The following is a 12,331-nucleotide window of genomic DNA, read 5'->3' on the forward strand; positions in this document are numbered from 1 at the left end:
CTGCAAAACCGCCCGTCATCCTGAACTTGTTTCAGGATCCAGCCCTCCGCGAATCCGGACTATGCCTGTTGCGCGGTGGATGCTGAAACGAGTTCAGCATGACGGCAGCTTTTGGGGGCGGTCGACTAGCAAACCTCCGATTGCCTTTATGCAGAGGCCTTGCCTTCGCGGGAATGACGTACGGGGGGAGGGGATCTATCCCTCCCACTCGAAAACTCTCACCCGACCCGTTCGAAATGTCCCGTAACGAAATCCTCGGTCAGCAGTGCGACAATCCGGTCCGCGACCACGCTCGGTTCCTTGACCGACTTGGGGTCCTCGCCTGGATAGGCGCGGCGGCGCATGTCGGTGCGGGTTGCGCCGGGATCGACGATCGCGGTGCGAATCGCGCTGATCTGCTCCATCTCGTCGCCGTACGCCGAGACGATCGTCTCGAACGCCGCCTTCGACGCCCCGTATAGCCCCCAATACGCCCGCGGCTTGCGCCCGACGCTGGACGTCATGGCGATGACGCGCGCGCGCTTGGACTTGCGCAGCATCGGGTCGAACGCTGCGATCAGCGCGGCTTGCGCGCTGATGTTGAGCGTGAGAACCGCCGCCATTTCCGTGGGGTCGATCGCCGGGACGGGGGCCAGCGTCCCCAACATCGCCGCGTTGAGCACGAGGATATCGAGCGCTGGCCACCGCTCGCCGATCGCGCTGCCGAGCCGTGCAATCGCATCCGCCTGGGTCAGATCGAGTGGGGCGATCGTCGCCGAACCGCCCGCATCGAAGATCGCATTCTCGACCGCCTCGAGCGACGCGGCGGTCCGTGCGGTCAGCACGACATGCGCGCCCGCTGCCGCCAGCGCGATCGCCGTTGCGGCGCCGATCCCCTTGCTGGCGCCGGTAACGAGCGCAACTTGCCCCGACAGCGGACGATCGACCGCGGCTGCGGCAGCGTTGATATCGGTCATCGCAGAGAGTCCTTAACTGACGCGTTCGGCCAATAGCGCGAACTGGTCGACCGACGAGACATCGTCCTGGTCGGTCAACGTCGTCGGGTAATCGCCGGTGAAGCAGGCATCGCAATGGCTCGGCCGGATCGCGTTGCGCTGCGGCTCGCCGAGAGCCTTGTACAGGCCGTCGATCGACACGAACGCGAGGCTGTCGGCCTTGATATACTCGGCCATCTGCTCGAGGTTCTTGGTCGCGGCGAGAAGCTTGGCGCGCTCGGGCGTGTCGACGCCGTAGAAGCAAGAATGCCGCGTCGGCGGGCTTGCGATCCGCATGTGGACCTCGGCCGCGCCCGCTTCGCGCATCATCTCGACGATCTTGAGGCTGGTCGTCCCGCGCACGATCGAATCATCGATCAGCACGATCTTCTTGCCCGCGATCAGCGCGCGATTGGCGTTGTGCTTCAATTTCACGCCAAGGTGACGAACCTTGTCGCCCGGCTGGATGAAGGTGCGGCCCACATAATGCGAGCGGATGATCCCGAGTTCGAACGGGATCCCCGACTCCTGCGCATAGCCCAGCGCCGCCGGGGTGCCCGAATCGGGGACGGGGATGACGAGGTCGGCATCGACCGGGCTCTCGATCGCGAGCTGTGCGCCGATCGCCTTGCGGACGGTGTAGACGCTGCGGTCCTCCGAGATCGAATCGGGGCGCGAGAAATAGACGAATTCGAAGATGCACGGACGCGCCGAGACAGGCGCGAACGGGCGATGCGAGGTGATCTCGCTACCCTTGACCATCACCAGCTCGCCCGGTTCGATCGAGCGGACGAAGGTGGCACCGACCACGTCGAGCGCGACGGTCTCGGACGCGAAGATGACCGCTTCGCTACCATCTGACTGTTCGATCTTGCCCATGACCAGCGGGCGGATGCCGAGCGGGTCGCGACACGCAATCATGCCCTCGGGGGTCATTACGATCAGCGAATAGGCACCTTCGACGCGCTTGAGCGCATCGATGAACTTGTCGACGACGGTGCGGTAGTTGGACGTCGCGACGAGATGGATGATCGTCTCGGTGTCGCTGGTCGACTGGAAGATCGAGCCGCGCCGGACGAGATCACGACGGAGCCGCAATGCGTTGGAAATATTGCCGTTATGCGCAATGGCGAACCCGCCCGAGGCGAGGTCGGCGTAGAGCGGCTGGACGTTGCGGAGTGCCGTCTCGCCGGTGGTGGAATAGCGCACGTGCCCGCAGGCGACGGTGCCGCGCAGCGGGACCATGATGTCTTCGCGGTCGAAATTGCCCGCGACGTGACCCATCGCGCGATGGGTATGGAATTCGGCACCGTCGAAGCTGGTGATCCCAGCCGCTTCCTGCCCGCGATGCTGGAGCGCGTGGAGCCCCAGCGCGACCAGTCGGGCGGCATCGGCCGCACCGGAGATACCAAAGACACCGCATTCTTCATGCAGTTTGTCCCCGTTTTCGGGGGCTTCGAACGGATTGGTTGTGAGCATTGGTGCCCTTCGGGGGAGGGTAGAGCTTCGAGGGGCCATATAGGGACCGACTTCGCGTTTGTCGCGCTTTTGTCACATCCCCTGGAGCGATTGGTCGCATTGGTCGTTTCCGGGGGCGCGCAGGATGGAATATTGCTCACCACGGGAGGATGAGGATGGCGAAGGATCACGGCCCGAGCGTCAAGGACGACAGGCTGTACGAAAAATTGCGGGCAGACGGCGCTTCGCCCCAGAAGGCCGCGCGAATCGCCAACGCCAAGGCAGCGGGCACGATCGACCATCGCGGCGGTGGCAAGCTGGAGGATCGGACCAAGGATGATCTGCTCGACGAAGCGGGCAAGATCGGGATCGATGGCCGGTCGACGATGACCAAGGAAGAGTTGGTGAAGGCGATCCGCAAGGGGTGACGCGCGCTGGCAACCGCGGTAGGTCGGCCGCATGGCAGACCTTCGCGAAACCGGGCTGGAGCTCGACCCAAAATATGACGCCGCCGGGCTGATTACCGCAGTCGCGACCAATCGCACCACCGGCGAGATGCTGATGCTCGCGCATATGAATGCCGAGGCGCTGCGGTTGACGGTCGAGACCGGCGACGCGCACTTCTGGTCGCGCAGCCGCAATTCTTTGTGGCGCAAGGGCGAAACGTCCGGGCACGTGCTGCGCGTCCACGACATTCGGATCGATTGCGATCAGGATGCGGTGTGGCTGATCGTCGACCCGGCGGGCCCCGCCTGCCACACCGGCGCGCGCAGTTGCTTCTACCGCCGGATCGAGGGCAATCGGCTCGTCCGGGTCGCGTGAAGTTCGGGCTGCTCGCGGCGCTGGTGGTGCTTGCGGGATGTCGGCAGGCGCAACCCTTCGGTCAGCCTGCGACACCGGCACCTATCGGGCTCGAGGCGGCCGCGATCCAGGCGGGGATCATCCCCGACCCGGCGAGCACCGACATCACGGGGCTCTATGCTCGCGAAACCGACCGGGTGTGCATTGTCCCCAGCGCGATCGCGTATCGGATCGGCGTGACGGTCGATTATGACGACAGCGAACATTGCAGCGGGAGCGGGGTCGTGACGCGTGTAGGCGAAACGCTCCACGTGACGTTGGACACGGCGCGGACCGCCGCCGGATGCCGCTTCGACGCGCGCTTCGAGGGCGACCGGATCGTCTTCCCCGGGCGTTTGCCCGCCGGGTGCCAAGCCGTCTGTCAGGATCGCGCCTCGATCGCGGGGCTCGCGCTCGATCGACTCAGCGACGCTGCGTCCGAGGCGTCTACGCTGCGCGATCCACGAGGAAAGCTGTTGTGCGGGGATGACGGGCGCTCATGATCGTTCGGCGTATTGACGTTCACGTAAAGGGCAACTAAATCGGTGGCATGAGCACCGGTGCCGCCTACGCCATCATCGATCGCCATCCGACGCGCGATCATTTCTCCATTTCCGACCTGTCGGCGGAATTCGACGTCACCGCGCGTGCGTTGCGCTTCTACGAGGATGAAGGCCTGATCGCGCCCGAGCGGCGGGGTACGACTCGCATCTATTCGCAGCGTGATCGCGCTCGGCTCGCGTGGATCCTGCGCGGCAAGCGCGTCGGCTTCTCGCTCGGCGAGATCCGCGAGATGATCGACCTGTACGACATCGGCGACGGCCGGAAGATCCAGCGCCAGACGACGATCGAGCGCTGCCGCGACCGGATCGCGCTGCTGACCGCGCAGAAACGCGACATCGACGCGGCGATCCACGAACTCGACGATTTCGTCACCCTGCTCGAAACCCATGGCTCATCCGGCCAGATGAAGGACTGAACCCATGCCCCAGTATACGCCCCCCGTCCGCGACACGCGCTTCATCCTCGATCATGTGATCGGCCTGCAAAGCCACGCCAACCTCCCCGGATTCCAGAACGCGACCCCCGACGTGGTCGATGCGGTGCTCGAAGAGGGCGGCAAGTTCGTCGCCGAGGTGCTGTTCCCGCTCAATTATTCGGGCGATCAGGAAGGCTGCGTCCGCCACGACGACGGTTCGGTCACGACGCCCAAGGGCTTCAAGGAAGCCTATCAGGCGTTCGTCGAATCGGGCTGGGGTACGCTCAGCGCGCCGGAGGAATTCGGCGGGCAGGGGATGCCGCATGTCGTCTCGACCGCGTTCCAGGAATATATGATCTCCGCGAACATGGCGTTCGCCATGTATCCCGGCCTCTCGCACGGGGCGATCGCGGCACTGCTGGTCAAGGGCTCGGACGAGCAGAAGGCCAAGTACGTCCCCAAGATGGTCAGCGGCGAATGGGGCGGGACGATGAACCTGACCGAGCCGCAGTGCGGCACCGACCTCGGCCTGATCCGCACCCGCGCCGAGCCGCAGGCCGACGGCTCCTATGCGATCACCGGCACCAAGATCTTCATCTCGTCGGGCGAGCATGACCTGACCAGCAACATCATCCACCTCGTGCTGGCGAAGACGCCGGGTGCGCCCGAAAGTTCGAAGGGCATTTCGCTGTTCGTGGTCCCGAAGTTCATGGTCGGCGATGACGGGGCGATCGGCGCGCGCAACGCGGTCAGCTGCGGCTCGATCGAGCACAAGATGGGGATCCACGCCAATTCGACCTGCGTGATGAACTATGACGGCGCGATCGGCTGGCTTGTCGGCGAGGAAATGAAGGGTCTCGCCGCCATGTTCATCATGATGAACGCCGCGCGCCTGGGCGTCGGCTTGCAGGGCCTTGGCGTTGCCGAAGTCGCGTACCAGAACGCGGTCCAGTACGCGCAGGACCGCCGCCAGGGCCGCTCGCTCACCGGCGCGAAGGAGCCGGGCGAGAAGGCGGACACGCTGTTCGTCCACCCCGACGTCCGCCGCATGCTGATGGAGTCGAAGGCGCTGACCGAAGGCCTTCGCGCCCTCTGCCTCTGGGGCGCGCTCCAGGCCGATCTGGAGCATGCCGCGGTCAGCGACGAAGAGAAGCAGCTCGCGGGCGATCTGCTCGGGCTGCTGACGCCGGTCATCAAGGGCTATGGCACCGACAAGGGCTATGACATCGCGACCAACGCGCAGCAGGTTTACGGCGGCCACGGCTACATCGCCGAATGGGGCATGGAGCAATACGTCCGCGATGCGCGGATCGCGATGATCTACGAAGGCACCAACGGCGTGCAGGCGATGGACCTGGTCGGCCGCAAGCTCGCGCAGAACGGCGGACGCGCGGTGCAGGCGTTGTTCAAGGTCGTCGCCGAGGAAGTCGCTGCCGCCAAGGCCGATCCCGCAACCGCCGTGTTCGCGGGCGCGCTGGAAAAGGCGAATGGCGATCTCCAGCAGGCGACCGTCTGGTTCATGCAAAACGGCATGCAGAACCCCGACAATGTCGGCGCGGGCGCGCACAGCTACATGCACCTGATGGGCATCGTCGCGGTCGGGCTGATGTGGCTGCGGATGGCGGTCGCGGCGACCAAGCTGAAGGCAGCGGGCGAGGGGGACCGGAAGTTTCTCGACGCCAAGCTTGTGACGGCGCGCTACTTCGCGGAGCGCGTGATGCCTGAGGCTGGCGCGCTGCGCCGCAAGATCGAGGGCGGGTCCGAGTCGCTGATGGCGCTTCCGCCGGAGATGTTTGAGGCGGCTTGAGGGTCGCGCTGACCTTGAACTAGGCGTCACCCCGGGCTTGGCCCGGGGAGCACCGAGGTATTGTCTCGCCATGCGCCGAAGCGTACCGCAGTGGATCGCGGCCGTCACGGGGATGACGGTGGGGCGGGGCTGAACAGCGGCCGCGCAGCCGAGGTTTAACGCGCACTATGCAAGATGACGCCCTGTCGATAGGCGAGCTTCGCATCGCCGTGAACGCGCGTTCCGCGCCGCGTAACCTCGATCCCTATGGGACGATCGATTCGCGTCATCAACACCCCGAGGCAGTCATACTTTTCCATGCTGACCTCCCGGTCAGTTTCCACATGAATAGCAATACGTTCAGGGTCTCTGCTGATATTGCGCAGTACAATGTCTTCGCCGAAGAACCGCCGGATCGTCTCGCTGATGAATCTCGCGTCTTCACCGAGCAAAGGAACCGGCGTGGTGGGTAAGGACTGAGGGCGGGCGGCGGGCATGCGAACAGCGTAGTCGGTTTCTCAATGTCCGCAATTGGGAACGTCATCGCGATTTATGAACGTCTACACATGGGTGCTAGCCGAACGGCCGTTTCCGAAAGATAGCTGTCGTCTGCTACAGTAGGATCAATCAATCAGTTCCCAGTCGGATTGGTCGCGGTTCATGCGAGAACGCTTCCTGTTTCCAGGAAACAGCCTCCATGCACTCGCGAAAGACAGCGATTGCGTCACTCTTATTAGCGACAGCGTCGGGGTCTTTCGCCGCGATGTGCTCAAACAGGGCAAAGGCGACGGATGTGTCGCCAGCAGCAGCAGCTTGCAGCCGCATATCGGGATCGAGCATGTTCAGCCTTGTTGTTGTGTATGGCCCACGGTGACTTCGCGCTACGGAATGCGCAAGCTGATCGATAGCGGGGAAACTCGACCGATCGTTGGTTTCCGAAGGCTGGGAGCAGCGCGTGCACTTGCCTTCGACTCCGCTTGCCGAGTCAAGACCGCGTTGATGGGGATGTTCATCCATTATTGCGCGGAACCGGAACCGCTGCATTTTTGGCAGAGACCGGTTATCGTACGATCCCTGCAACGAAAGGCCCCCAATGCCCGCCACTCTCTACGGCATCCCCGCCTGCGACACCGTCAAGAAAGCCCGCACCTGGCTCGACGCCAACGGCATCCCCTACACTTTCCACAACTACAAGACCGCTGGCGTAGACCCCGCGCTGCTGCGCGATTGGATCGACCAGCTCGGCTGGGAAACCGTCCTCAACCGCGCCGGCACCACCTTCCGCAAGCTCCCCGACGCAGACAAGACCGACCTCGACGCCGACAAGGCGCTCGCGCTCCTGCTCGCCAACCCCTCCGCCATCAAACGTCCGATCCTCGTCAAGGACGACGTCCTGCTGGCAGGCTTCAAGCCCGATACCTATGTTGAGGCCCTCAAGCCCTGATCTGAAGGACCAAACCCATGCCGACTGCACGCTGGAACGGAGCCGTGATCGCCCAGTCGGACGAGACCGTGATCGTCGAGGGCAACCATTATTTCCCCGCCGACAGCATCGTCGCTGACCTGTTCGAACCGAGCGCGACGCACTCGCATTGTCCGTGGAAGGGCGACGCGAGCTACAAGACGGTCGTCGTCGACGGCAAGCGCAACGTCGACGCGGCATGGTATTACCCCGACCCCAAGCCCAAGGCCGCCGAGATCAAGGACCGCTTCGCCTTCTGGAAGGGCGTCACGGTCGACTGAACGGGGCCGCCCGCCGCGCCCGACTGGCGCGCGGGCGCACAAGCCGCTATTCGGGCGGGCATGTCCACGACCTTCACGATCGACACCGCGACCAGTCGCGCCAACCCGACGCCCGCGCCGATGAAGCGTCTCACCGTGCCCGCGATCCGCGCGAGTAAGGGTAAGGGCGGCGACCCGCTGGTGATGCTCACCGCTTATACCGTGCGCACCGCGCAACTGCTCGATCCGCATTGCGACATGCTGCTGGTCGGCGACAGTCTGGGGCAGGTTATCTATGGGCTCCCGTCGACCGTCCCCGTCACGCTAGAGATGATGGCGGCGCACGGCGCGGCGGTGGTGCGCGGCAGCTATCATGCGGTGGTCGTCATCGACATGCCGTTTGGCAGCTACGAAGCCTCCCCCGAGAAGGCGTTCGAAAGCGCCGCATACCTCTTGAAGCAAACCGGCGCGGCGGCGGTGAAGCTCGAAGGCGGTACCGCGATGGCGCCAACCGTCCGCTTCCTCAGCGAACGCGGGATTCCGGTGGTGGGGCATGTCGGTCTCACCCCGCAGGCCGTCAACGCCTTGGGCGGCTATGGCGCGCGCGGGCGCAGCGCCGCCGAAGCCGAGAAGATCGTCGCGGATGGCTGCGCGATCGCCAAGGCGGGCGCGTTCGCGCTCGTCATCGAAGGCGTGGTCGAGCCGATCGCGATCGAACTGACCCGGATGGTCGCGTGCCCGACGATCGGGATCGGCGCGTCGGCACAGTGTGATGGACAGGTGCTCGTTACGGAGGACATGCTCGGCCTGTTCGAACGCACCGCGCGGTTCGTGAAGAAATACGACGATCTGGGTGGCCGCATTTCCGCCGCAGCCGCGACCTATGCGGCGGAGGTCCGTTCGCGCGCCTTTCCCGGTGCCGAACAGGTTTACGCGCCGAAGGATTGAGTCCCGACTGTTTCCCTATCGTACCGCAGCGTAACGATTGCCCGCTTTTGTTTGGGCAAGCGGAAGGCTAAGGTCCGCAGCTTCCCGCCCCGATCGATGGAGTTTCCCCAAGTGGCCGTGCCACCCAACACCGATGCCGCATTCCTCCGGGAAGTCGACGAGGAACTCCGCCGCGACCAGATGGCGACCGCCTGGCGCCGTTACGGCATCGCCGCGATCGCGATCGTCGTGCTGATCGTCCTCGGCTTCGGCGGATGGCAGATCTATCGCGCGCACCAGCAATCGGTCGCGGGCGAAGAGGGTGAGGCGCTGAGCAAGGCGTATGAGGACAGCGCCGCGCGCCGTCCGGCTGCAACGACCGAGTTTGCGGCGCTGACGGATTCGAACGTCGAGGGGTATCGCGCGCTGGCGCTGATGAGCCAGGCGGATGCGTTGCTCCAGAAGAACGATCTGCGCGGCGCCGCGGCGAAGTTCGCGACGATCGCCAACGACGGCTCGATCGGGCAGCCGTTCCGCGATCTCGCGCTGATCCGTCAGACCAGTGCGGAACTGGATACGATCAAGCCCGACGTCGTCGTCGCGCGGCTGCGCGGGCTCGCGGTCAAGGGCAATCCGTGGTTCGGCAGCGCGGGCGAGATGGTCGCCGTGTCGTATCTCAAGATGGGCCGTCGCGATCTCGCGGGCACGCTCTACGGCCAGATCGCGCGCGAGCCCGACGTGGCCGAGTCGGTTCGGCAACGTGCCGTTCAGATGGCGGGCGTATTGGGCGTTGATGCTGTGAACCAGCCGAAGGAACAGAAGTCGCAATGAAGATGACCAATCGAGTTCTCCTGGTCGCGGTCTCCGCCATCGCGTTGAGCAGCTGCGCGACGTTCAAGGGGAAGAAGAAGACCCCGGTGCTTGGCAATCGCATCGCGATTCTGCAGGGCGAGAACGACGTGATCGCGGACAAGACGATCGCCGAGGTCCAGATCCTGGTGCCGCCGGCGACGACCAACGACAGCTGGGCGCAGCCTGGCGGGAGCGCGTCGAAGTCGCTCGGGCAGTTGACGTTGGGTACCTCGCTCAATCGTGCGTGGAGCGTGACGATCGACGGGGGCAGCAACCGCCAGCGGCTCGGTGCGGCGCCAGTGATCGCGGGCGGCAAGCTGTACGCGATCGACGTCAACGCGATGGTCCACGCCTATTCGGCGAGCACCGGCGCCTCCGTTTGGGAAGCCAATATCGCGACGGCCGACAAGAAGGCGCGCAGCGCGCGCTTCGGCGGCGGCGTCAGCGTCGACGAGGGCAAAGTCTTCGCGACCGACGGCCTTGGCGACGTGGTCGCGCTCGATGCGGGGACCGGCAAGGAATTGTGGCGCGCCAAGCCCGGTGCGCCGCTGCGCGGTGCGCCCTCGGTCGCCAACGGCCAGGTCTATGTGCTGAGTCAGGACAACCAGTTGTACGTACTGTCGCAGGCCGACGGCACGGTGGTGTGGACCGCCTCGGGCTCGATCGAGACGCAGGGCGTGTTCGGCGTCGCAGCACCCGCGGTCAGCCAGGGTACGGTCGTTGCGGGCTTCTCTTCGGGTGAACTCAACGCCTATCGTTACGAGAACGGCCGCACCTTGTGGCAGGACGCGCTGTCGCGCTCGTCGATCTCGACCTCGGTGTCATCGCTTGCCGACATCGATGCGGATCCGGTGATCGACCGCGGGATCGTCTTCGCGGTCGGGCAGGGCGGCCGCATGGTCGCGCTCGAAATCGTCTCGGGCCAGCGCCTGTGGGAACAGAACTTCGCGGGCATCTCGACCCCATGGGTCGCGGGCGAATGGGTGTTCATCGTCACCGACGATGCGCGTCTCGTCTGTCTAGCACGCGCGACCGGCAAGGTGCGGTGGATCAGCCAGCTGCGTCATTTCGAGAGCGAGAAGATCCAGAAGGACGGCACGATCAAGGACAAGAAGAAGTCGAATGCGATCACCTGGTATGGCCCGGTGCTCGCAGGCGGTCGTCTGATCCTGACCAACTCGCTCGGCGAGATTGTCTCCGCGTCGGTCGAGGACGGCAAACTTGGCACCGTGATCGAAGCGAAGGCGCCTTTCACTCTGCCGCCGGTCGTCGCCAATTCAACGCTCTACGTGCTCGACCAGAAGGGTCGTCTGGCTGCATATAAGTAACCGCACCACGGCGGGGTGACGTGGACGTGCGCTTCCCCTAAGGGGAGCGCATGTCCAGTCTCCCTGTGGTCGCTATTATCGGCCGGCCGAACGTCGGCAAATCGACGCTCTTCAATCGTCTCGTCGGAAAGAAACTCGCGCTCGTCGACGATCGCCCCGGCGTGACTCGCGATCGGCGCGAAGGCGCGGCGACGCTCGTCGGCCTCGATTTCCGCGTCATCGACACCGCCGGTTACGAGGACAAGGACGCCGCGTCCTTGCCCGGCCGGATGCGCGCGCAGACCGAGGCCGCGGTCGCGCAGGCCGACGTCGCGCTGTTCCTGTTCGATTCGCGCGCGGGCATCGTCCCGCTCGACGAAGAAATCGCGCGCTGGCTGCGCGGGTCGACCACCCCGGTCATCCTCGTCGCCAACAAGGCCGAGGGCAAGGCCGGGGCAGACGGAATCCTCGAGTCGCTCTCGCTCGGTTTCGGCGATCCGGTCGAACTGTCGGCGGAGCATGGCGAGGGGCTGGTCGAACTGTTCGACGCGCTGCTCCCCTTCATCGAACCCGAGAAGGACGCCGCGGGCGACGACATTCCCAACGCCGACGTCGATGAGGAATATGCCCCCGACGCGCCGCTCAAGCTCGCGATTATCGGACGCCCGAACGCGGGCAAATCGACGCTGATCAACCGCATTCTGGGCGAAGACCGTCTGATCACCGGTCCGGAAGCGGGCATCACGCGCGATTCGATCGCGGTCGACTGGATCTGGCACGACCCCGAGCGCGAGCCCGGCGAGGATGCGCGCAAGGTCCGGCTGATCGACACGGCGGGTATGCGCAAGCGCGCCAACGTGCAGGACAAGCTCGAGAAGCTGTCAGTCGCCGATGCGCTCCACGCGATCGATTTCGCCGAAGTCGTCGTGCTGTTGCTCGATGCGACACGCGGCCTCGAATCGCAGGATCTCCGCATCGCCGATGCCGCGCTTCAGGAAGGCCGCGCGCTGATCGTCGCGATCAACAAATGGGACGTGGCGGAGAATGCCTCCAGCCTGTTCAACGGCATCCGCACTGCGCTCGAGGACGGCCTTAGCCAGATCAAGGGCATGCCGGTGCTGACTGTCTCGGCGGCGACCGGCAAGGGGCTCGATACGCTGCTCAAGGTCGCGTTCGACACGCGCGATGCGTGGTCGCGCCGTGTCGGCACGGGCGAACTCAACCGCTGGTTCGAGCGCGCGGTCGAGGCCAACCCGCCGCCCGCGCCTGGCGGCAAGCGGATCAAGCTGCGCTATCTGACGCAGGCGAAGACGCGTCCGCCCGGCTTCGTGCTGTTCGGCACGCGAGTCGATCAGTTGCCGACGAGCTATCAGCGGTATCTGATCAACGGCATCCGGCGCGATCTCGGGTTCGGTGCGGTTCCAGTGCGGCTGACGTTGCGGGCGCCGAAGAACCCGTTCGACCGGTAAGCAGGAGCAAAGACGCG

15 protein-coding genes are annotated in these 12,331 nt (G+C 65.0%); 11 read left to right on the top strand and 4 right to left on the bottom strand.

The window, feature by feature from the left end; translation table 11 throughout:
* Window positions 1-218 precede the first annotated feature (218 nt).
* Both QBJ92_RS03115 and purF read right to left on the bottom strand, forming a co-directional pair.
* Window positions 219-956, bottom strand: coding sequence for an SDR family NAD(P)-dependent oxidoreductase (locus QBJ92_RS03115; protein WP_277968227.1), 738 nt, complete (start codon window positions 954-956; stop codon window positions 219-221).
* A 12-nt stretch (window positions 957-968) separates the two neighbouring features.
* Window positions 969-2,453: an amidophosphoribosyltransferase gene (gene purF, locus QBJ92_RS03120; RefSeq protein ID WP_277968228.1), complete on the bottom strand. Its 1,485-nt coding sequence runs from the start codon at window positions 2,451-2,453 to the stop codon at window positions 969-971.
* A gap of 155 nt (window positions 2,454-2,608) precedes the next feature.
* On the opposite strand from purF, the gene QBJ92_RS03125 reads away from it, so the two are divergent.
* The 5 genes from QBJ92_RS03125 to QBJ92_RS03145 are packed head-to-tail and all read left to right on the top strand — an operon-like array spanning window position 2,609 to window position 6,058.
* Window positions 2,609-2,860 (top strand): Rho termination factor N-terminal domain-containing protein, encoded by a 252-nt coding sequence (locus tag QBJ92_RS03125; RefSeq protein WP_277968229.1) that lies wholly within the window; start codon window positions 2,609-2,611, stop codon window positions 2,858-2,860.
* Window positions 2,861-2,891: 31 nt separating this feature from the next.
* The gene (gene hisI, locus QBJ92_RS03130) at window positions 2,892-3,254 is read left to right on the top strand and encodes a phosphoribosyl-AMP cyclohydrolase (RefSeq protein WP_277968230.1); all 363 of its coding nucleotides are present in this window, start codon (window positions 2,892-2,894) and stop codon (window positions 3,252-3,254) included.
* On the top strand, window positions 3,251-3,775 hold the full coding sequence (locus QBJ92_RS03135; protein ID WP_277968231.1) for a hypothetical protein: 525 nt from the start codon (window positions 3,251-3,253) through the stop codon (window positions 3,773-3,775). Before hisI ends, QBJ92_RS03135 begins: the two co-directional genes overlap by 4 nt.
* 47 nt (window positions 3,776-3,822) lie before the next feature.
* Window positions 3,823-4,251, top strand: coding sequence for a MerR family transcriptional regulator (locus QBJ92_RS03140; protein ID WP_277968232.1), 429 nt, complete (start codon window positions 3,823-3,825; stop codon window positions 4,249-4,251).
* A gap of 4 nt (window positions 4,252-4,255) precedes the next feature.
* Entirely contained in the window at window positions 4,256-6,058 is a 1,803-nt protein-coding gene (locus QBJ92_RS03145; RefSeq protein WP_277968233.1) for an acyl-CoA dehydrogenase C-terminal domain-containing protein, read from the top strand.
* Window positions 6,059-6,213: 155 nt separating this feature from the next.
* Here QBJ92_RS03145 and QBJ92_RS03150 read toward each other — a convergent pair whose 3' ends face one another.
* Both QBJ92_RS03150 and QBJ92_RS03155 read right to left on the bottom strand, forming a co-directional pair.
* Window positions 6,214-6,534, bottom strand: a complete 321-nt coding sequence (locus tag QBJ92_RS03150; RefSeq protein WP_277968234.1) for a hypothetical protein — start codon at window positions 6,532-6,534, stop codon at window positions 6,214-6,216.
* Window positions 6,535-6,664: 130 nt separating this feature from the next.
* Window positions 6,665-6,877: a hypothetical protein gene (locus QBJ92_RS03155; RefSeq protein ID WP_277968235.1), complete on the bottom strand. Its 213-nt coding sequence runs from the start codon at window positions 6,875-6,877 to the stop codon at window positions 6,665-6,667.
* Between the two features lie 253 nt (window positions 6,878-7,130).
* Here QBJ92_RS03155 and QBJ92_RS03160 point away from each other — a divergent pair, with 253 nt between their 5' ends.
* From QBJ92_RS03160 to der, 6 genes are all read left to right on the top strand, one after another.
* Window positions 7,131-7,481, top strand: a complete 351-nt coding sequence (locus QBJ92_RS03160; RefSeq protein WP_277968236.1) for an ArsC family reductase — start codon at window positions 7,131-7,133, stop codon at window positions 7,479-7,481.
* Between the two features lie 17 nt (window positions 7,482-7,498).
* Window positions 7,499-7,780: a DUF427 domain-containing protein gene (locus tag QBJ92_RS03165; RefSeq protein WP_277968237.1), complete on the top strand. Its 282-nt coding sequence runs from the start codon at window positions 7,499-7,501 to the stop codon at window positions 7,778-7,780.
* Window positions 7,781-7,840: 60 nt separating this feature from the next.
* Entirely contained in the window at window positions 7,841-8,707 is an 867-nt protein-coding gene (gene panB / locus QBJ92_RS03170; protein WP_277968238.1) for a 3-methyl-2-oxobutanoate hydroxymethyltransferase, read from the top strand.
* A gap of 111 nt (window positions 8,708-8,818) precedes the next feature.
* Window positions 8,819-9,517: a tetratricopeptide repeat protein gene (locus QBJ92_RS03175; RefSeq protein ID WP_277968239.1), complete on the top strand. Its 699-nt coding sequence runs from the start codon at window positions 8,819-8,821 to the stop codon at window positions 9,515-9,517.
* Window positions 9,514-10,866, top strand: coding sequence for a PQQ-binding-like beta-propeller repeat protein (locus QBJ92_RS03180; RefSeq protein WP_277968240.1), 1,353 nt, complete (start codon window positions 9,514-9,516; stop codon window positions 10,864-10,866). Before QBJ92_RS03175 ends, QBJ92_RS03180 begins: the two co-directional genes overlap by 4 nt.
* 50 nt (window positions 10,867-10,916) lie before the next feature.
* Window positions 10,917-12,314, top strand: coding sequence for a ribosome biogenesis GTPase Der (gene der / locus QBJ92_RS03185; RefSeq protein ID WP_242186904.1), 1,398 nt, complete (start codon window positions 10,917-10,919; stop codon window positions 12,312-12,314).
* Window positions 12,315-12,331 lie beyond the last annotated feature (17 nt).

Source organism: Sphingomonas echinoides (genome assembly GCF_029623395.1).
GTDB lineage: Bacteria > Pseudomonadota > Alphaproteobacteria > Sphingomonadales > Sphingomonadaceae > Sphingomonas > Sphingomonas echinoides_A.

Coding starts and splice junctions, on each gene's coding strand:
- QBJ92_RS03145 (WP_277968233.1), top strand. CDS start 4,256: ATGCCCCAGTATACGCCCCCCGTCCGCGACACGCGCTTCATCCTCGAT.
- hisI (WP_277968230.1), top strand. CDS start 2,892: ATGGCAGACCTTCGCGAAACCGGGCTGGAGCTCGACCCAAAATATGAC.
- QBJ92_RS03115 (WP_277968227.1), bottom strand. CDS start 956: ATGACCGATATCAACGCTGCCGCAGCCGCGGTCGATCGTCCGCTGTCG.
- QBJ92_RS03140 (WP_277968232.1), top strand. CDS start 3,823: ATGAGCACCGGTGCCGCCTACGCCATCATCGATCGCCATCCGACGCGC.
- QBJ92_RS03155 (WP_277968235.1), bottom strand. CDS start 6,877: ATGCTCGATCCCGATATGCGGCTGCAAGCTGCTGCTGCTGGCGACACA.
- purF (WP_277968228.1), bottom strand. CDS start 2,453: ATGCTCACAACCAATCCGTTCGAAGCCCCCGAAAACGGGGACAAACTG.
- QBJ92_RS03160 (WP_277968236.1), top strand. CDS start 7,131: ATGCCCGCCACTCTCTACGGCATCCCCGCCTGCGACACCGTCAAGAAA.
- QBJ92_RS03180 (WP_277968240.1), top strand. CDS start 9,514: ATGAAGATGACCAATCGAGTTCTCCTGGTCGCGGTCTCCGCCATCGCG.
- QBJ92_RS03125 (WP_277968229.1), top strand. CDS start 2,609: ATGGCGAAGGATCACGGCCCGAGCGTCAAGGACGACAGGCTGTACGAA.
- panB (WP_277968238.1), top strand. CDS start 7,841: ATGTCCACGACCTTCACGATCGACACCGCGACCAGTCGCGCCAACCCG.
- QBJ92_RS03165 (WP_277968237.1), top strand. CDS start 7,499: ATGCCGACTGCACGCTGGAACGGAGCCGTGATCGCCCAGTCGGACGAG.
- QBJ92_RS03150 (WP_277968234.1), bottom strand. CDS start 6,534: ATGCCCGCCGCCCGCCCTCAGTCCTTACCCACCACGCCGGTTCCTTTG.
- der (WP_242186904.1), top strand. CDS start 10,917: ATGTCCAGTCTCCCTGTGGTCGCTATTATCGGCCGGCCGAACGTCGGC.